General features: G+C 44.0%; 16 protein-coding genes. 7 read left to right on the top strand and 9 right to left on the bottom strand.

Translation table 11 applies throughout. From position 1 onward, the window contains the following. Window positions 1-14 precede the first annotated feature (14 nt). The 3 genes from Q1A86_RS05035 to Q1A86_RS05025 all read right to left on the bottom strand — a co-directional run bounded on the left by Q1A86_RS05035 (window position 15) and on the right by Q1A86_RS05025 (window position 4,327). Complete coding sequence (locus Q1A86_RS05035; protein ID WP_299803623.1) at window positions 15-899, bottom strand: UDP-2,3-diacylglucosamine diphosphatase; 885 nt, start codon at window positions 897-899, stop codon at window positions 15-17. Window positions 900-1,067: 168 nt separating this feature from the next. Continuing rightward, complete coding sequence (locus Q1A86_RS05030) at window positions 1,068-2,423, bottom strand: YjiH family protein (RefSeq protein ID WP_299803621.1); 1,356 nt, start codon at window positions 2,421-2,423, stop codon at window positions 1,068-1,070. 359 nt (window positions 2,424-2,782) lie between these two features. Further along, entirely contained in the window at window positions 2,783-4,327 is a 1,545-nt protein-coding gene (locus tag Q1A86_RS05025; RefSeq protein WP_299803619.1) for a PAS domain-containing methyl-accepting chemotaxis protein, read from the bottom strand. A gap of 416 nt (window positions 4,328-4,743) precedes the next feature. Between Q1A86_RS05025 and Q1A86_RS05020 the strand changes: the two genes are divergently transcribed. Continuing rightward, window positions 4,744-5,379 carry a DUF998 domain-containing protein gene (locus Q1A86_RS05020; protein WP_367277883.1) on the top strand — a complete coding sequence of 212 codons (636 nt, stop codon included), beginning with the start codon at window positions 4,744-4,746 and terminating at the stop codon, window positions 5,377-5,379. 6 nt (window positions 5,380-5,385) lie between these two features. On the opposite strand, the gene Q1A86_RS05015 is transcribed toward Q1A86_RS05020, so the two are convergent. Together Q1A86_RS05015 and Q1A86_RS05010 are read right to left on the bottom strand one after the other, a co-directional pair. After that, complete coding sequence (locus Q1A86_RS05015) at window positions 5,386-6,234, bottom strand: U32 family peptidase (protein WP_299803614.1); 849 nt, start codon at window positions 6,232-6,234, stop codon at window positions 5,386-5,388. A gap of 23 nt (window positions 6,235-6,257) precedes the next feature. After that, complete coding sequence (locus Q1A86_RS05010; RefSeq protein ID WP_299803612.1) at window positions 6,258-7,259, bottom strand: peptidase U32 family protein; 1,002 nt, start codon at window positions 7,257-7,259, stop codon at window positions 6,258-6,260. A 132-nt stretch (window positions 7,260-7,391) separates the two neighbouring features. On the opposite strand from Q1A86_RS05010, the gene Q1A86_RS05005 reads away from it, so the two are divergent. After that, a complete protein-coding gene (locus Q1A86_RS05005; protein ID WP_299803609.1) occupies window positions 7,392-7,904 on the top strand; it encodes an SCP2 sterol-binding domain-containing protein in 513 nt (170 codons plus the stop codon). A gap of 137 nt (window positions 7,905-8,041) precedes the next feature. On the opposite strand, the gene Q1A86_RS05000 is transcribed toward Q1A86_RS05005, so the two are convergent. Both Q1A86_RS05000 and Q1A86_RS04995 read right to left on the bottom strand, forming a co-directional pair. Then, a complete protein-coding gene (locus Q1A86_RS05000; RefSeq protein WP_299803606.1) occupies window positions 8,042-9,760 on the bottom strand; it encodes a pseudouridine synthase in 1,719 nt (572 codons plus the stop codon). A gap of 231 nt (window positions 9,761-9,991) precedes the next feature. Further along, window positions 9,992-10,249 (bottom strand): YfhL family 4Fe-4S dicluster ferredoxin, encoded by a 258-nt coding sequence (locus Q1A86_RS04995; RefSeq protein WP_012156237.1) that lies wholly within the window; start codon window positions 10,247-10,249, stop codon window positions 9,992-9,994. A gap of 269 nt (window positions 10,250-10,518) precedes the next feature. Between Q1A86_RS04995 and Q1A86_RS04990 the strand changes: the two genes are divergently transcribed. The 4 genes from Q1A86_RS04990 (at window position 10,519) to Q1A86_RS04975 (ending at window position 15,351) form a co-directional block, all read left to right on the top strand. Next, entirely contained in the window at window positions 10,519-11,529 is a 1,011-nt protein-coding gene (locus Q1A86_RS04990) for an AraC family transcriptional regulator (protein ID WP_299803599.1), read from the top strand. 229 nt (window positions 11,530-11,758) lie between these two features. Continuing rightward, window positions 11,759-13,138, top strand: a complete 1,380-nt coding sequence (locus tag Q1A86_RS04985; RefSeq protein ID WP_299803596.1) for an amidohydrolase family protein — start codon at window positions 11,759-11,761, stop codon at window positions 13,136-13,138. Window positions 13,139-13,297: 159 nt separating this feature from the next. Then, window positions 13,298-14,062: a DUF3299 domain-containing protein gene (locus Q1A86_RS04980; RefSeq protein ID WP_299803593.1), complete on the top strand. Its 765-nt coding sequence runs from the start codon at window positions 13,298-13,300 to the stop codon at window positions 14,060-14,062. Between the two features lie 47 nt (window positions 14,063-14,109). After that, window positions 14,110-15,351, top strand: a complete 1,242-nt coding sequence (locus tag Q1A86_RS04975; protein WP_299803590.1) for a carbohydrate porin — start codon at window positions 14,110-14,112, stop codon at window positions 15,349-15,351. 161 nt (window positions 15,352-15,512) lie between these two features. Here the strand turns inward: Q1A86_RS04975 and Q1A86_RS04970 are convergent, their stop codons facing one another. Beyond that, window positions 15,513-17,480, bottom strand: coding sequence for an alkyl sulfatase dimerization domain-containing protein (locus Q1A86_RS04970; protein ID WP_299803587.1), 1,968 nt, complete (start codon window positions 17,478-17,480; stop codon window positions 15,513-15,515). A 323-nt stretch (window positions 17,481-17,803) separates the two neighbouring features. Continuing rightward, window positions 17,804-19,180: a tRNA 5-hydroxyuridine modification protein YegQ gene (gene yegQ / locus Q1A86_RS04965; protein WP_299803585.1), complete on the bottom strand. Its 1,377-nt coding sequence runs from the start codon at window positions 19,178-19,180 to the stop codon at window positions 17,804-17,806. Between the two features lie 288 nt (window positions 19,181-19,468). On the opposite strand from yegQ, the gene Q1A86_RS04960 reads away from it, so the two are divergent. Beyond that, a complete protein-coding gene (locus Q1A86_RS04960; protein ID WP_299803583.1) occupies window positions 19,469-20,311 on the top strand; it encodes an HDOD domain-containing protein in 843 nt (280 codons plus the stop codon). Window positions 20,312-20,423 lie beyond the last annotated feature (112 nt).

Raw genomic sequence — 20,423 nt, 5'->3', positions numbered from 1 at the left:
TTCAGTAAAATAGCCTAGGCAACGTGCCGTTCGCTTGGTGCTTGCTGATTATCATTAAAAGAGTAAGAACTGATGACTTGGGCCTGAGCAGTGGTTTCGTTCCACTTAAGCAGAGAAATATCGCCCAGTTCAGATTCTGCAACTAAGGTGCAGTTCTCGACCCAATCGCCATCATTGATATAGAGGATCTTATCTTGGATATTCAGGGCGGGCTGGTGGATATGGCCACAGATCACGGCATCGACGCCTTTGCTACTCGCGTAACGCAGCACTGCAGACTGATAATCGTGAATGGCTTGCTGAGCCTTGTTGATGCGCAGTTTGATATAGCTTGCTAAAGACCAATACGGATAACCAAGCCAAGTACGTACCTTATGCAGTCCTCGGTTTAGCCATAGCAAAACATCATATAGATGGTCGCCGAGTTTGGCGTACGCCCGACCAACACAGACTTCTGAATCAAACTGATCGCCGTGTAACATCAGATATTTGCGGCCGGTAACCCCGGTGTGAATATATTCGTTTGAGATAGACAGATCCCAAAGATGAAAGCCGCTATATGGCTTTAATATTTCGTCATGGTTACCGGGGATATAAACAACCTTAGTGCCATCACGCGCCATTTTTAATAGTTGTTGTAATACCTTGTTATGGGATTCAGGCCAGTAGACACGGCGTTTTAATGCCCAGACATCGAAAATGTCACCCACCAGATACAAAGACTCGGTTTCGACTTGTTTTAGTAACTGCAGTAGATATTCAGCCTTACAGTCTTTGCTACCTAAATGAACGTCGGATAACCACAGGGCATTGAAACTCTGCTGAGGTTGAGCTGGGATAATCGGGCTGTTTGCTGAAGTGGAGGTTAAGCGGGTATTTTTTCTTGGCTTATTACTCATCGGCTCATCATATAAATAAACGATTATTTGCAGCTAGAGTAGAAGCGGGGATTGACTCCTTGATGAACCATTTATGGCAAGTTTATGACTAGGATGAGTAGCGCTGTGAATAGGGCATAAAAAAAGGAGCGAAAATTCGCTCCTTTTTTAGATTCTTTGAGTTCAAGATTAAAAAATTAGATGCGCTACACCAGCAATAACAGGCAGTGTGACTAATGTTCTTAAGATGAATACCACGAACAACTCAAGGAAGTTAACTGGGATCTTACTACCAATTAGTAGCGCGCCAACTTCACTCATATAGATAAGCTGTGTCACAGACAAAGTCGCGATGATAAAACGAGTCATGTCTGATTCAATAGAGCTGGCTAAGATGGCAGGAATAAACATATCCGCAAAGCCCACCATAATCGTCTTCGATGCTGCTGTCGCTTCAGGGACCTGTAGCAGCTCTAGTAGTGGAATGAATGGCATACCCAAATATTCAAAGATTGGGGTGAATTCGGCAATCATTAGCGCGATAGTACCGATACCCATTACCACAGGGATCACGCCAAAAATCATATCAACCACGTTTTTCATTCCATCAACAAGAGTGTGCTTAACGCCACCGGCTTGAGAAGCTTTGGCTAGCGCTTGGTGAAGACCCCATGAGAATACGTTGTGACCCGCTGGAATGGTTTCATCATCAGCATGGCGAGGTGTTTCGTCTACATAGAGATCTTTCTTCCATGATAGTGGTGGTAGTTTAGGTACCACGATTGCCGCTACGAAACCTGCAAGACATACGGTTAGGTAGAAAGGTACAAATAGATGCTCTAGTTGAACCTGAGAGATCACCACTAACGAGAAGGTAATTGAAACAGCTGAGAAGGTGGTACCAATGACAGCCGCTTCTCTTTGAGTGTAGAAGCGAGCTTCATACTGCTTACTGGTCATCAAAATACCGACACTACCATCACCTAACCATGAAGCCATACAGTCGATAGCACTACGACCTGGTAGGTTAAAGACAGGGCGCATAACCTTGGTTAGCATAGTACCTAGCAGCTCTAGCAGACCAAAGTTCAGTAGTAGCGGTAGTAACATACCTGCAAATAGAAAGACTGAAAATAGAACAGGAAGTAGGTCATTCAGCACTAATGCACCAGTGCTACCGGAGCGAATTGCTTCAGGGCCTACGTTAAAAAATGTCAAAGTGATAAAGACTGCACCCAGTACGCGAACAACTAACCAGATAGGGCTAACGTTAAATAATGAGTTTAAAAAACGATTCTCAACAATAAATTTAGGCTGTAATACTTTTGCGAGTAATGAAGCTATCGCAGTAAAGATAACAATTGAAGTCACGATACCGACTAAAACGTCGCTTAACAGATTCTGCAGACCCTTAGAGATGATCGCGATAGGGATCGTCAGCGCATCTTGATAATTGATTGGCATCATAAACAGTAATAAACCAATCAAGGATGGCACGATGAACGTGAGTATTGTTTTAATGTTGTGGGTTTGTTTTTCTGACACTTTATCTACACCCTAAATAACGAGTTTTTGCTTAATATGACGATAAATAGACGTCTATGCATAAACAGAAATATTATTGAATATCCATTCAACTGTTAGTCGGCGAATTTACCGCCTTAAAACATCTAAGTAAAACGATTCAGTTATTCTGTAGTGGAATTCACTACCATCGAATAGTTATTAGCTCAATGTGATTATTTATATTGTATCGGAAGTTAGTGAAAAAGCACAAAACTTTTTTAGGTTAATTCTTTTTTAAAACAGATGTTTATAATTGTTGGTTGGGTGTTGCGCGCTTGGTGTTTTTGTGGGGCCGTTACACGGGGGGCGTAACGGCCCAAAGGGCTTTTAAAGAGGAATTAACTAAATGTTTTTCTCAAAGATTTTGCTTTTTCCGCATTGAGCTTTAATTCCTTCACAGAGGCCTCAACCGAGTTAACTGCGCATAGATTCTCACTCGATACTTGGCTAATTTGAGAGATATTTTGGTTGATCTCGGCCACAACTAAGGTTTGTTGCTCTGCTGCAACCGCATTTTGGATAGCTAATTCTTGAATATTCTTCATCGACTGATAGATGGTATCCACCTTTTGTACGGAGATTTCGGCATCTTCACTGCATAATAATGCCTGAGATTTACTGTGATTCATCTGCTTAGACCATAGTGTTAGCATGGAAAACATTTTGTTAACACTATCGGAAATGCTCGTGGTTGATTGCTGAGTACGGCTCGATAGTGCTCTAACTTCATCGGCGACTACCGCAAACCCTCGTCCTTGTTCACCAGCCCGAGCGGCTTCGATAGCAGCATTGAGTGCGAGTAGGTTTGTTTGCTCGGCAATTGAATCGATTTCAGACATTGCACTCGCGACTCGCTCGGCTTCTTTATTAAGTAAGAGCGCGTTCGCTGCGGCTTCGGCAACAGAGTCTGATAGTTGATTTATACCTGTGGCATTTTGCTGCATTTTTTCGCGACTATCTTGGCAAAACTGATAGCTATGTTGAATGCTGTCTGAAGTGGACTTTGTGTTCCTAGCGACTTCACCTATGGTGCTACCCATCTCTTCGGTGGCACTGGCCATCTGTTCTATCTGTTGATTTTCTACGTTTAAGCCAGCATGGGTTTGCTCTGTGGCGGCAATCAGTTGGCAGGCAATATCCTCGATATGCTCGGCATTATCTTGCGAGCGTCCGAGCACGCCTTGTAGCTTGGCGTCTTTCATCATTAATTGGAAATCTAACAGTGAAGAGGTATCGCGGCCACAATAAATAAAGCGGCTGACCGAGTCATATTCTTGTTTCATCTTCATCAGTTTTGCCGGGATCCGAAAAGCCTCATCAAAAAAGATGGCAAGATTGACCCCCATTAGAATGATCCCCGCAATAATAACGCCCCAACCCCAAATGGCGCCGGCAGCCAATAAGCCAGTACTGGTGCAAAGGACTGAGAGAAGCCTTTTATTCGTTAAACTGATGGGGTCGTTAACGCGCTTCCCTTGATTGAGGCGCTGGTAAATATGGGTGGCTCTTGTGGTGAGTGTATTATTGGCAGCCACGCGTACCGATTGATAACCTATGAGCTCGCCTTTCTCAAAGAGGGGGGAGACGAAAGCATCGACCCAATAGTACTTGCCATCTTTACAACGATTCTTCACCACACCTCGCCAAGACAGTCCTTGCTTAAGTTTTCCCCACATATCTTCAAATGCGGCCTTGGGCATTTCTGGATGACGCACCACATTGTGGTTATGGCCGATAAGCTCTGCTTGTTCAAAACCTGAGATCTCAAGAAATCTTTGATTAACGTAGGTGATCACACCACGCTTATCTGTGGTTGAAATGAGTTGATCGCTAGGGGTTAACTTAACCTCTTGATTGATTAAGTTTGCTTGTTTCTTTGTCATTATTATTATTCCGTGTGACAGCAAAAGCATCGCAATTAGAACGCGACGCATTAACACAAGCTCATATAATATAACATTAATACACTTGTTTACATTGAGCATAAGGCTTTTTTAAGCCAGTTCATCATGAGTAATTTTGTTGACTGAATACGGTTAAGTTTTTGGGATTATTCCCTTTTTTACCTACGTTTTTTAGATTATTTTTAGTCATAGGCTTGAAATTTTAATGTGCAGACTATAAAAGTAACAAATAGGTAACTTAGTTTGGTTATAACTGTTTGTTAAAACTCTGAGCTATGCCTCTTTACCGTCAGGCGATTCGATATACATTAATAAACGTTAATAAAAAGATTTAATAGGGAACTATGCTCGTTAAGAAATACAGTAAAGTTTCAACGTTAGCATTTAGGTTCGGCATGCTTGGCATTTTTGGGCAGGTGCTAGGACTAGTTTTATCGCTACTAATGTTTGAACGGTTTGATGGTGAAAGCTTTAATTTTTTTAGCAACACGTTAAGTGAATTAGGAAATTATGGTCACTCTTATTATGCGGTGATTGTGAATGGCGGGCTTTTTTTTGGCAGCCTTTGTGTCGTGCTTTTCTGTTTGCTTAGCCTACAGCTAGACACCTCTCCTTGGAGTTACCTGTTTTACGCCAGTCTAGGGTTGAGTTATCTTGCTCTCGCTGCGATGGGTTTGTTTCCTATTAATGTTTACCACCTACATGTGATCGCGATTAAGTATTTCTTTATCTTTGGCTGTAGCAGCCTATTATTCTATGGCTTATATCAGCTGCTTGCGAAAGAATCACAACGTTCAGTCCTGACTCATGTTAGCGGGGGGCTGGCATTTATTTTGATGAGTTCTTTTCTACTACTGCCTTTGCTAGAACTGGGGTTTACGGAAGGTGACAGTGCTTTTTACAATGAAATGTTGGCCGAACCGACAAGAGCAGAAATATGGTGGCCAGCCATTATTCAATGGGTAAGCCTAACCACATTTCTGTTCTGGACTTGCTTAGTGATCAAGGACTTGAAAAAGCCTATTCACTAACGCCGTCTACACCTGACTAAAGCCTGCGCTTTGGTGCCAATAACCGTTGCAAGCTAAGGTTTTATCCGTTGTTGGTAGTGATAAAATCTGCTCAGCGATTTCAATGCTCTGTAGGCTACTAGGTGATACCCTGAAATAGTCGACACCCATCAATTTCATCTGTTCAACTTCACTCGACAGATCGATTAAACTCGCCGATTGGGTCTGAATACCATTTAGCCGTAATAGTGGTTGGTCATCCATAGTTTGTGCTAGCAGCCCTTTAGGGTTGGCAAGGCATACGATTTGGCAATCATCCTTTTGTAAGCCTTGCTGGCGTGCGGTAAAGCAACGGGCCGAGTGGGCGAGTGGCAGATAACCGTGACCAAAGACTTCCACTTCAAAAGGTGTTGGCTTTTCAGCCTCGATAACCTGGGTTAGCCAATCTTTTGATAACTCGATCGGCATCACAAATCGCTGCATGCCCCATTGGTGCAATTTTTTCAATGTCGCAAAGTTATAGTTGTTGACGGTTGGACCGCAGACAAAGGGTAAGTTGCGCTCTTTAGCCGCCTGTACCGCACCCATGTCATTGGCTTCAATCATAAACTCGCCGTTATCAACATGCTTTTGCAGCTCTGTGTATTCAGATGGTGCCTCTAGCAGCGCTAAGGTTGATAGCACGACTTGTTTACCTGATTCTCTGAGCATTTGTGCAAGTGCAAAATAGTCGGAAAACTTAAGCTGTCGGCGACGACTGCATACTGTTTCACCTAAGTAAACTAATGGGATATTGCTTTGGGCAACTTGCTCGTAAAAAGTATTAACTTTCTGTTTTTCCCAGCAATACTGCAACGGGCCAAGTGAGATTTTCATTATATGTCCTTTTTAGCCTATGATTATTGCCAGTTACGCTCGTACGCGCCGAGAGTGGTGGTTTGTCCCTCAGAGACTTTTGCCAGTGCAAGATCCCACTCCCGCTGAGTCTGGTATTTCTCGGGGGCAGACATGTAGCTATCGATAGCGGCGCGCCACACTTTAGTAACCTGTTCTACATAGGCTGGGCTACGCTGACGGCCTTCAATCTTTAGCGATACCACGTTGGCTTTGGCGAGTTCTGGTAGCAAGCTTAAGGTGTTAAGGCTTGTTGGCGACTCAAGAATATGGCTAGGGGTGTTATTTTCCTCAGTGGTGTAACGGCCTTTACATACCACAGGGTAACCCATCTGCTCATCTAGGCCTGATTTGTCGATTAACACGTCATTTAACAGGGTTAAACGATCGCTTCCGACTTCTTGCCAACGAACATGCTTGGCAGGTGAGCAAGATCCGCCAGTATTGGGTGATTGACCTGTGACGTAAGAAGATAAGTGGCAGCGGCCTTCGGCCATAATGCATAAGCTACCGAAAGCAAACACTTCTAGATCGACCGGAGTGACCTTCGCCAGGTCGCGCACTTGCTTCATCGATAACACCCGTGGCAATACCGCACGCTCAATATTAAATTCTTCTTTATAAAGCTTAAGAGCGCCTAAGTTGGTTGCGCTTGCTTGAACCGAAAGGTGCAAGGGCAGGTGAGGGTATTTACTATGGGCGTAATCGAGCAGAGATAAGTCCGCCATGATTAATGCGTCAACACCTGTGTTTGCTGCAAGATCAATCGCTTGATACCAGCGGCTTTCTTCACCCGGTTTAGGGAAAGTGTTGATGGTCAAAAATATCTTCTTGCCACACTTCTTTGTATATTCGGCGGCTTGCTGAAGTTTCTTCGGGGTAAAATTTAAACCTGCAAACGACCGTGCATTGGTATCGTCCTTCAGACCGAGGTAGACCGCATCAGCACCTGCATTGAGGGCGGTTTTTAGGGATGCGAGATTTCCCGCGGGGCACAGTAATTCCATATGGATGCTCCAAAAATATTGAAACAGGAGTTTAAAAGGGAATGAAGATCATATTTTTGATGTAAAACAGGTTTGTGATCATAAAATCTAGGTAATATTCCCTTCTTTGCCTCATTTTGGATACATATTTACATGCAAGGTTTTTTTCCTCACAAGTTAGCTCATAAAATGCTCGAAATTGGGCCGAAGGTGATTGCGCGTCCATTAGCTATCGTGCCATTTACGCTAAAAGCAGAGTTACTAAAGCGCATCTTAGGTTTATTGCTAGCAGAGCAAGCTGCCGATGAAGAATTAGACTTTCTAGAGGGGCGCTGGGTGGCGATTAATATCGAAGATTTGGGGCTGACATTTGAAGTGACTTACACCGACACTTGGCAAGTTCGTCAACTGCAAGATGCCGAAGTTACCTTTACCGCTCAATCAAAAGAGTTGCTACTGATTGCCGCGGCAAAAGAAGATCCTGATACCTTGTTTTTCCAGCGTAAACTTAGTATTGAAGGCGATACAGAGCTTGGGCTTGAGGTGAAAAACTTACTGCTCAGTGTTGAATTTGATGCCATGCCAGCTGGAATTCGAGTGGCAATTGAAAAGTTGGCGCAGGCGCTACAAGCATTACAAGCAAAAGCAGAACCAGCACTTGCTTAATCGATAGCGTTTTCAGCTCGTTTGTCATGCATAGCTTGTAGGTTATGCATGACTTGCTCGTATAGGCTAACTTTTTTAATGCTAGCCTATTAAATTGTTCTCTTTAGACTAAGCCCTTTAAATTAAGTCCCCTCTGATTAAACTTCTTGGTTAAAGTCGACATCGACCTCAAAAGTTAACCTTTCTCTAGTGACTGGGTGGTTTAGTACTAAACGCTGAGCATGTAGATGCAAGCGGTTTGCTTTCTTGCCATAAAGGTCATCGCCAATAATGGGTAGATGTAAGCCTTCATGATGAGCACAGTGCACTCGAAGTTGATGAGTGCGGCCAGTATGCGGATACAAATACAACATAGTGGCATCAGCGCTGCGCGACTTTACCTGCCAATGAGTTTGCGCATGCTTACCATGCTCATAACAGACCAGTTGTCTCGGTCTGTCATCAATATCGCCTCTCAGTGGCAAGCTGATCTCACCTTGTTCAGCCTCAACAACACCTGATACTTGAGCCACATAACGCTTCTCTACCGTGCGGGCAATAAACTGCTGCGCTAAAGACTTGTTAGCTTCACGACTTAGCGCAATCACCATTAAACCTGAAGTCGACATGTCGAGTCTGTGAACGATAAGCGGACCTGTGGCCTGTGGAAATTGTGCCTTCATGCGCGCATACACAGAGTCGGTGACATTTTTGCCTGGTACCGAGAGGAATTCTGCAGGTTTGTTAACCACCACCATCGCGTCATCTTGATAGACAATCTCTAACGATTTACCTTCGGCAGGATTCGTCAGTAATGGATTTTCATCCATCTCAATACCTTCCAGCATATGGCTTAAAATCGGTTGGCATTTACCCTGGCATGAGCCATAAAAGTTTTTATGCTGCTTGATTTCAGACTTAGGTGATACGCCCCACCAAAACTCTGCCATGGCGATAGGCGTTAAGTCATGCTTAAAGGCAAATTGCAGCAGTTTAGGGGCTGCACATTCTCCTGCTCCGGCTGGTGGTTGCTGGGTAGGGCTGTCTTTAAAGATCTGGTTGAGATCTTTTAACTTACCAGCTTGATTTAAAAACTGATACTGCGCAAAAATCTGTTTTTGTAGTCTATTAGAATGTTGAGCGCGACTCGCTTTGAGTGATGTTATCTCAGACTGCAACACATTTAGTTGGCTGGCGACTTCATCGCATCGAGAGTCCCATTGTTGCTTGGTGGCTTTAAGGTGGAATTTCTCGGCGACACTTTCTTTACCTAGCTGCACATTTAGCTCACTAAGTGCCGCCGGATCTTGTTGATTTTCAACGCTTATACGGCGAAGTTTACGTGTTTTACGGTTTTCAATAATTTGCGCACGTATCGCTTCTAGCTCGCTTTCAGCCTGGCTGCGTAATTGTGCTAACTCAGCACTGAGCTTAGCAATATAAGGATTACTCTGGGCACTTTTCAATTGCTCAGTAAGCTGGTTAAGCGCCTTCATGCCGCCATGGAAAAAGCTTTCCTCTGCCAACATATCAAAAACGGGTGGCGCAAAACCATTGAGTAGGTTTTGTTCGGCTAACTTACCTGAAAATGCCGCTAAATACCCAAGCTGCCCAGCAGAGTTACGCACGATAAGCACGCCAAACATTTTACCAATGGCGGCGGTTTTAGCCGCGTCGGTAGTTCTGTTTACATCATCCTCTAAGCCAAAGTTATGCTGCCAGTCAGTTTGAGTGGTTAAGTACTCTTGCAGCTCAGAGGCGGCCAATAAACACAGCGGGTGCGGCTCATAGTAAAACGGAAAGGTAAAACGCAGTGGCAGCTCGTAACTATCGATAGCCGATTTGAACGGGGTAAAACAGTGCTGAGCTAAATACATGGGCAGTTAATATCTTTTTGAGAGGTAAACGGACGCTAAGCTTGGATGAAAGCAAGTAAGCTTGAATGCAATTAAGGGCAACAAAGCCTGAGTTAGCGAGGTATTAAGGCTAATTTTACGTTGCCAGACTAACGAAGTCATTAGTCGTGAGCGGTATTTTAGAGTCTTGCCTAGCTTCACTTCAAAGCAAAAAGGAGCCTAATGGCTCCATTGTTTATCGTCAAGACTAGCTTATTCGACCGGCTTACCTGTAATTATATGGTACTTAATTAATAGCTCATCATCAGACTCTTTATGGTCTGGGTCGACAGCGATACAGTCGATAGGACAGACTGAAATACAAGTAGGTTTGTCGTAGTGACCGACACATTCAGTGCATAAAACTGGATCAATCTCGTAGATCTCTTCACCCATAGTAATGGCCTGGTTAGGACACTCGGGTTCACACATGTCGCAGTTGATACAGCTGTCGTCGATTAATAATGCCATTGAATTAGCGTGCCTATTAAAATTACTAAAACCCCGCCTAGCGGAGCAGTCTAAAAATGATACCAAACAATTATACCATACAAAGGGGCGCAGACTAGGCTCGTCATGCGGTGAAGAGGGACTATTATCACACCTAAGGCGAGCTTTGAATCCATGCAGGTAGTTTTTGAACGTCAAGATGAGCGACTGTGGTGTTATAGACAGGCTTTCGATATTGATTTATAAATGAAAATAGCACTTAGGGAGAAACTATCACTTAGGAAGGAACTATGCCGTCGGATTCTAATAATGAAGCAATACCGCTTATTCAGCGTCAAGATGTCGCATTTTTTGCAAGTTTGCTCAGAGGGTTAGATGGCAGTATTTATCCTATATTGCAACAGGCAAAGGTCCCGGTTGATCTCTACTCTAGTGAGAATAACTATGACTACCTTCCTGAGAATACGGTTAAAAACCTCATTCAAACTCTGGGCGAAAAGCTCGAACCTCAAGAATTTATTCAACTGATCCAAAGTGCATGTAAAAATATCTATATCCCCCAATTTATTAGGCGATTGACTCAAAAGGACTCATTGAAAGCGGCTTTAGATGAGTTTGCTGAGCAGTTAAAGTCTAATCTGACCCATACTCAGGTCTATACTCAATTCACTGGTGGTAAATGGTGGTTGGTGCGGGAAAAAGAGGGGGTGGATAAAGCCTGGTTCACCCATGCGGAGTTGTTTTCTGCGATATTTATTTGTGAGTTGTTATCAGCGCTAACAAACAATAAGTGGCGACCTGAGCAAGTGGGGGTTCAATCCGCAAATGACGCTGCTTTTTCTCTATTACCTCAACTGAGTCGAGCGCAGTTTTTCAGCAATAGGCCGGTAACGGCTTTTTCAATTTCAGAAAGTCTAATGAAGGCGCCCGTTACTCATCCCTATATATCGACTAGAGATCATATCGCTGCTGAACCTAGATTGAGTTGCTTTCTAGGTACTTTCAAGTTGGCTATCCAACCTTACTTGTCGATGGGCAAATTACCGATTAAGACTGCAGCCCAAATTTTAAACTTAAATGTAAGAACCTTGCAGCGGCGTTTAGCAAAAGAGCATGTTCAGTATGGTGATATTGTCGAAGAGATGGTGCTTGAGCAAACCTTAGATCTACTAAAATGCCCTTCCTTAAAGATCACCTCAATTGCGATTAGGATGGGCTACTCCGATGCGGCTCATTTTACTCGGGCTTTTAAACGCCAAATGAACATGACCCCCAGTCAGTATCGCCGTCAATTCAGTTAATCGCGCGCCAGCTAGAAACAAAAACATCTACCTTTGCTGCTCAACGTTGTCACTTGTTGTCGTCAAATGGCTATTATTCAATCTTGTGTTCGTCCAAAATTTAACCTAGTTTACGAAGTGTTAGTGGCAAATAGTGTGTTTGTTGTCGCTGATTTTGTAACGCTTTTTTAAGTATGGAATGTTACGCGAGGTGAAAACTCACCAAGCATGGATAACTAGAGGTGCACGAATGAAATACCGAACGTTGAAGATGTCTGTTGTTGCTGTGTCTTGCTCATTAGCTTTTTCTGTTAGTGCTGAGTCAATCTTGTTTACAAACGTCAATGTGTTTGATGGTAAGAAAGATGAGTTACTAGAAAACCATCAAGTGTTAGTGGTTGACAATAAGATCAGTAAGGTGTCTAGCGAAGCGATTTCTGCGCAAGATGCCAAGGTTATTGACGGTAAAGGTATGACCTTAATGCCGGGTCTGATTGAAGGTCACGGCCACCTACAGATGAATGGCTCTTCTTTACCGGATATTGAAAATAACCGTAACTGGGAAGAGTTGGCTGCACGTTCTGCAGCGCGGGCAAAATCGGCTTTGATGTCAGGTTTTACCACTTGGCGTGATGCTGGTGGTATGGGCGCAGGCCTTAAGAAAACCATTGATAGCGGTGAGCTCGTCGGTCCGCGAATTTATCCCTCTGGAGCATTTATTGGTCCAACAGGCTCTCATGCAGACTTTCGTAACTTCACCACTCCAAATGAAACTTTTTATGGCCACAACTCCTCGGGCGGCCGCCTTGGTATGAGCTGCACCGCAGACAGTATTGGTGACATTAAAGCCTGTGCTCGTCAAAACTACATGCAAGGGGCAACACAGATTAAGTTAATGTCCAGTGGTGGCGTAGCGTCATCGTTTGATCCGTGGCAGCTTAATGCCTATTCACTTGAAGAGTTACAGGCGGCAGTAGAAGTGGCCAATGCCTACGGTTCTTACGCCATGTCCCATGTATACAGTAAGGTCTCACTGCTGCGTAATCTAGAGGCGGGTGTGAAAACCCTTGAGCATGCCTTTATGTTCGATAAAGATGTCTATAGAGCAATGAAGAAAAATGATGCCTATATGACCACCAATATGACGGCCTTCTCACCCTATTTAGGCGAGATTGAAGCGATTAACTCCAACCCAGCTTCTGCGCGTAAAGCTAAAACCGCACAAGCCGCTTTTGGTGACTACATCGATAATGTCAATAAGTATCAGCCTAAGCTAGGTTTCCACGTGGATTGTGTTGGTGGCGTTGCCGCCTGTGAGCAGCAAGCTGATCACTCTATTTACTTAAGTGGTAAGTTCTTCGGCAACCATTACACCTTGCTGTCGATGACATCGGTAAACGGCGAAATCGTTAAACTGGCGGGTGAAGTGTTAGACCCCTATTTTGAAGGTAAGCTTGGAGTTGTCGAAGAGGGCGCTTACGCGGATCTGCTATTGGTTGATGGTAACCCACTAGAAGATCTCACTGTGATTGGTGCTAACGAGAAATGGTTTGATGCACCTAAGCGTGATGGTATCGAGACGATGAAAATCATCATGAAAGGCGGTGTGATCTATAAAAACACCATGTAATTTGATTTGTTTTAAGGATCAAAGGCAAGCCATCTAGCTTGCCTTTATATCAATGGGCTTTTATCGATGAGCCTTTCGTTAAAGCCCGTTGCTAAAGCGGGGTTGTGGACTTCTGTGTGTGAAATCAAGTGTGTGAAATCAATTATTTTAGAGGGCGCGATGAAGAAAGTATTATTAGTGTTGTTGAGCTTATCTTTTGCGGTTCATGCAGACTCTGAAATGGCTAATGTACAGCCGTTAGACGTGCAAGCACTAGACTTGCAAACATTAGAGGTGCAAGCACTAGATTGGCAAGTGCTGGCGCCAATTATTAATGAGCAAGATGTTAGCTTGCCAGACGTAACTGAAAGTCAAAAAAGATTACTTGCCGCTGTGATTCAACTGCAAGATAGCGCAAAAGCGCTTGATAAAGAAAACGCCGTTAGAGCACGCCAAGGTCTAATTGATGAAGGTGTAGATGTTGATGCGGCGCTCGATGCAAGAGCGCGCTATATGTCGCTTGCTCAGCGAAGAGCCGAGAGCTTAAATACACAAGTGAATGGCAAAATGGTTAGCATGTCAGGCTTTGTGGTGCCGACAAAATTTAACGGCGTGAAAGCAACTGAGTTTTTATTATTACCCTATGCAGGAGCGTGCATTCATATGCCACCACCTGCAGCAAATCAGATTGTGAAACTCAGCTTTGCTGCTGGCTTTGAAGTTGAGAATGCACAATTTCCAGTGACAGTGGTCGGTAAGATTAACGCAGATAAACAAACTGAGTTGGTACAACTGGTTGATGGCAAAATGAATGTCACTATGGGTTACGCCATGGATGCACTAACGATTGAGAAATATTACACAGATACGATGGAAGCGACACAGCAGCTAGATCATAAAGAGCATGATCGCAAAGGACATGAGCATAAAGGGCATGCTCACTAACTGAACGATACACATGGAATGAAAGGCGTGTTAATAAGGAACTCTGTATGAATACAATGCGTTTAGCGGTTTTAATCGGAGCCAGTCTTGCTTGTGGTAGCCTGTTTAGCGCTGCGAGTTATGCCAGTACCAGCTTTGGTAGCCCAAATACGGTTGATAACACCATTAAAGACAACACTCGTAAGAAAGAGTCTTGGCGAGAAAACCTAGCAAGTGAACATAACCTGACTCTGGGGCTTGATTATCAAGTTCTGGGGTTATCGGCAAGCTCACCTACCGAAGGCGGCGCTGATAATTCTGTCGCTGGTGTGGCTCGTTTTTATGGCTCTTGGAACTTAACAGGCTTAGAGAGCGGCAATGTGGGCGGGCTTGTTTGGAAGGTTGAGCATCGACATGGTTATACTGAGACTGCTCCGAAAGCTTACTCATTTATTGAGCCGGGTCTGGGTTATATAGGTATGATAGGTCCAGCATATAGCGACCAAGGCGGACGGCTCACCAACCTCTATTGGAAGCAGCAATTTAATCAAGGAAAAACCGCCTTAATGGCGGGTTACTTAGATACATCCGATTATGTCGATACCTACGCATTAGCGAGTCCTTGGACAGGTTTTACCAACTTGGCATTTAGCACTGGGGCGGGCGCAATTGGGTTACCGGACGATGGGGTTTTGGGTTTGGCCGTTGGCCATATGATTAATGATAATATTTATATTATTGCCGGCGCTGCGGATGCCAAAGGTAAATCAGATAAACCATTAGATGGCTTTGACACGCTATTTAATGATCATAAGCTGTTTACCACATTTGAGCTTGGCTGGACGGCATCACAAGAGCATATCTATACCGACAATGTGCATGTGACTTTGTGGCATATGGACGGCGGCACTCAACATAATCTCACCCAACTAAGTGAAAGTGGCCAAGGGGTTAACTTTTCGGCTAGCTTCTTTGTTACACCGCAAATAATGCCGTTTGTTAGAGGCGGTATATCGGAGGGGGACGTCGCGCTTTACGATAAGTCGTTAACGCTAGGGCTTGGCTATTTTGGTTTAGGTGGTGAGAAAAATAACTTAGGTTTTGCGATTAATTTCAGTGAAGTGAATGAAAACTTAGGCAAGGCCTATGGCGTGAGTGACGACAAGCAATTTACCTCAGAGCTGTATTACAACATGAGTCTGGGTGAATTTGTGCAGTTAACCCCTAATATTCAATATATTGATAACCCCGCTATCTCAACAGAAAAAGATACCTGGGTTTTTGGGCTGAGGGCGAGAGTGACTTTCTAACAAGCTCTGATTGGTATTACAAGCGAGTACTTACTCAACCTAAACTAAAAAGGCCTCTAAATAGAGGCCTTTTTTAAATTTGTAGCGTTAGTTGTTAGTACTCTTATCATCAGCTCGGTTGGGCCAAAATCTATTTGCTAGGTTAAGATTTTACTTAGCTTTTATGGCGTAACCACGTTAAACCAGAAGTTAAATTCATCTAGCATCCCAAGAAACTCTTTAAATTGCTTTTTGTCACCGGTTAACTTCACCGAACCATTCTTAATCGCTTCATCAAAACTGAGTTCTTTAAGCTGAATACTGTTCATGGTTTCCATCGTCATCACTAAAGCGACATCTGGGTTCTCGACTTGATTTTGACTATGGTGCAGTACGGCGTTTTCTAATGTCAGCGTGTACTGACTCTTAAGATCTGTGAAATCAATATTGATATTGACTAACTTACCTTCAGCTTTGCTTGAATCTAACCTTACTGCTAAGAAGTCAAACAGCATTTCTGGTGTCATCGCTCGAATGGTATCTGGCGTTGCCGTTTGTGTGCCTCCTGCTGATGGAACACCGTTTCTTAGCTCATAAGCGCCTTGCAAATATACTGAGCGCCATGGGCCTGATTCAGCCTGATATCCAAGCTGCTCGAAAGCATCGGCCAATAGTTCTTTAGCTGCTTGATTGTCAGGGTTAGCAAATACAGCGTGTTTCATCACTTCTGCAACCCAGCGATACTCCCCTTTATCAAATGAGGTTTGCGCTTTCTTGAGTACTGCCGCTTCACCGCCCATAAACTCCATATACTTTTTTGCTACCATTTCAGGCGGTAGATTATTGAGATTTGATGGGTTACCGTTATACCAGCCCATATATCTTTGATATACGGCACGGCTGTTATGGCGTAAGGTGCCGTAATATCCACGGGTTGGCCAATTCTGTTCAAGCTCAGCAGGTAGGGTTATCATTTCTGAGATCTCTTCGCCTGTATAGCCTTGGTTCATTAGGCGAACTGATTGGTCATGAGTAAACTTGTAAATATCACGCTGCTTTTTAAAATATGGAATGATATTTTCACTATCCCAGACTGGCCAGTGGTGACTCTGAAATTTCACTATCGCTTCTTGACCCCAAGTATCTATGGTCTCATCTAGAAAGCTTGACCAGATCAAGGCATCTCTTACTTGAGCACCACGTAGGGTCAAGATATTGTGCATGGTGTTAGTCGAGTTTTCTGCCATCCACAGTGCTTTCATGTCTGGAAACCAGGTGTTCATCTCTGCGGGGGCTTCGCTACCAGGGGTGAGCTGGAACTCCATATTAACTCCGTCAATGTTTAGCTTCTCACCGGTCTTGGTGATCTCATGACTTGGAAGTAGTAGCCCTGCAAGTCCAGTTGACACTGTCATACCTAGACCACCATTGACACCACCTTGAGCATTACGGGGGAGAAGAGCGCCGTACATATATACCGCGCGGCGTCCCATGGCGTTACCTGCAATCACATTTTCTGAGACGGCATGTTCTGTAAAGTGCTCTGGTGCAATGATCTGTACTTTGCCTGAGGCTACATCCTCTACCGTTGCAATTCCTGTTGCACCGCCATAATGATCGATATGGCTATGGCTATAAACGATGGCGACAACAGGGCGTTCACCCAGCTGTTCATTGATGAAATCAAGTGCAGCTTTAGCGGTCTCTGGCGAGATAAGCGGATCAAACACGATCCAACCTGTTTTGCCCTTAATAAACGTAATATTGGTCAAATCGAATCCACGTATTTGATAAATATTATCAGTGACTTCAAAAAGCCCATGTTGCATTACGAGTTGCGAGTTGCGCCATAGGCTAGGGTTTACGGTATCTGGGGCATCTTTATCAATACTAATATAGGTTTTATATTGCTCTAGATCCCAAACCACATTGCCTTGGGCATCTTTAATCGTGACTGTTTCTGGTTTGGCAATAAAGCCACGCTGTGCATTCTCAAAGTCCTCTTTGTCATTAAAAGGAAGGGTGTTTAGGACTACTGCATTTTCTTGTTTGGTGAACTCGGTGGCGGGTTTGGATTGTGTTGCTGCGATGGTTGAGTGAGATAGCACGAGAGAAAGTGTTATCAGTAGTGGGAGCTTAGGTCTATTCATTACAAATTCCTTTTATAACGGAGAACGGGAAGCTATTTAATTATGAAGTGCAAAGTATAGTGAACTTATACCAATCAGTATTAGCCATAAATGGTTAAATAATCAACAGCTAATATAATTTGGTTATTTGTGTAGTGATTTTAAGGAAAAAGAAAGTGCGCCGTTGCTGTGGAGTATGGAGACCGATATCTATATCGCTTCGAACGCATTAAATCTGTAGTACTTATTTTGAGGTGCAGTAGTACGCTGGTCATTTGGGGAAATAAAATTAAGGCCCGCATTGCGGGCCCATTGTGCTGATTTTACTGATGAAACCGAGCGTATTAAGCTGGTTTGTCAGTTGCTTGATGCGGGTTGCGGGTATCTTGGCCTTGTGGCAAGTTACGCAGTAATACCGCTTTTTCAAGCTCAACGCCTGCTGGTACGTCTAGGAATACGAAGTGCCCTGAACCTAGACCGGCCTCAACACTTTCACCTTTACGGTTAATTAGGCTATCAACCTTCAATGTTAGGTTACCTTGCGGTGTCATTACTTCAACACTGTCGCCCACAAGGAACTTGTTCTTCACATCAACTTCAGCAAGACCTGCTTCATTGCGAACGCCTGTAAACTCGCCAACAAACTGCTGAGTATCGCTGATTGAATAGCCATAATCGTAGTTTTGGTATTCATCATGTACGTGACGACGTAAGAAACCTTCGGTATAACCACGGTGTGCAAGACCTTCTAGGTTATGCATTAGTGTGCGGTCAAAGTCTTTGCCCGCTGCAGCATCTTCAATCGCTTGACGATATAGCTGGGCTGTACGTGCAACGTAATAGAAAGATTTAGTACGACCTTCAATTTTCAGAGAGTCGACGCCCATCTTAGTCAAACGATCTACGTGTTGAATTGCACGTAAGTCTTTTGAGTTCATGATGTAAGTACCATGCTCATCTTCAAACGCAGGCATATACTCGCCTGGACGACCGGCTTCTTGCAGCAATACGATTTGATCTGATGGCTGACCCGCACCTAATGTTGGCGTTTCAATTTGCACTGCTGGGTTAACTGGAACCACATCGCCAGTTTCAGTCTGCTGCGCTTCATGGACATCGTACTTCCAGCGGCAAGCATTGGTGCAAGTACCTTGGTTCGGATCGCGTTTGTTGATGTAACCAGACAGTAAGCAGCGACCTGAGTACGCCATACATAGCGCACCATGAACGAAGACTTCTAATTCGATATCAGGGCAGCGTTGACGAATTTCTTCGATTTCATCGAGTGATAGTTCACGAGAAAGAATGACACGCTTAATGCCTTGAGATTCCCAGAATTTAACCGACGCCCAGTTAATGGCATTGGCTTGTACTGACAAGTGAACCACTTGATCTGGAAACGCTTCGCGTACCATCATGATAAGACCTGGATCTGACATGATTAACGCGTCAGGCTGCATGGCAACTACAGGCTCCATATCTTTGATATAAGTCTTCAGTTTGGCGTTGTGCGGTGCAATGTTGCTAACCACATACAACTTTTTATTCAGGCTGTGGGCTTCTTTAATACCCGCTGCGAGGTTTTCCATTTTAAAGTCGTTATTACGTACGCGAAGACTATATCTTGGCTGGCCGGCATAAACCGCATCGGCGCCATAGGCAAAGGCGTAACGCATATTTTTCAATGTGCCAGCAGGGGACAATAGCTCAGGTTTAAACATAATAGCTTCTCTGTTAACGGATAAGGATTCGACAATCGGCCGCGCATTTTACTGAATGCGGGTGTACTAATGCAAGAAAGTCAGCCGTATATAATAAGTGGACTTGGGTCGATCTGAGTCGTTTATTATAAGATCTTGTGATCTCCTTATCATTTTTTAAGCGATTTAACCCTAATCTCGTCGCTTGCTTAAGTATTGACCCATAAATAGTATTTTGCACGTACCTCAAAGCGTTCTACTGTTATACTCGATTCGCTGCAAATTAATACGAGTTATAAGGGAGTTGAGATGTCTACAGAGCATCAAGTATTAGTTGGTTTGTTAAAAAAATTAAAGTCCGATGCCTTAGTGTTGCCGACCTTGCCAGAGGTTGCTATGCGGGTGCAGGAAGTGGTGGGTCAAGAAGACGCCAGCCTAAAAGATGTGGCTAGTATTATTGGTCAAGATGCGGCTATTTCAGCTAGGGTTATTCGTATTGCCAATAGCGCTATGTACAGTCGTGGGATCCCCGCTGATAACGTCAATGCCGCCATTAACCGTATTGGGTTGACTCAGATTAAATCCATTGTGACATCAATTGCGATGGAGCAGCTGTTTATCTCCACCAATCAAATGGTGTGGGAGGTAATGGATGAGGTGTGGAGTTCCTCTATTGATGTGACGGCTGCCGCGTGCGCGATGTTGCAGATTTATAATGCTAATAATCCGGGTAGCAAGCTAAACTTTGACACTATGACATTAGCTGGTCTGGTACATAACATTGGCGCGCTGCCGGTATTGACTGAGGCCGAGGCTCAACCTGAGTTATTTGATAGCATAGAAATGTTGCGAGCCTTAGTGAAAAAGTTACAAGGCCCGTTAGGGCGTGCCGTGTTAAAGAGCTGGGAGTTTTCGCCAGATGTGATGCAAGTAGTAGAACGCTGGGCTGACCTCACCTATAACTCTGAACAAGTAAGTTACTTGGACTTTATTCGCGCGGCGGCTTTCTATACCGGCGAGCTAAGAGCTGGCGACGATTTAGAGCAAAGGATGACAGCCTTTATTGAGCGTGGTTTACCTGTATCGGCAGATGAATTAGTAGGTGATAGATTCCAAGAGGCTTACCAATCTATCAAGGCGAGTTACGAATAACCTTGACGTTTAAATCATGACGTTTAAATCGTGATGCGATGAAAATTTAAACTATAGTGTGTGCTGGTGTTGGAGCCTGTGGTCACTATAGTTTATAACTGAATAAATAGAG

The organism is uncultured Shewanella sp. (genome assembly GCF_947497935.1).
Classification (GTDB): domain Bacteria; phylum Pseudomonadota; class Gammaproteobacteria; order Enterobacterales; family Shewanellaceae; genus Shewanella.
Note: the sequence above shows the minus strand (reverse complement) of the source record. Positions and strands in the feature narration are given on the sequence as shown.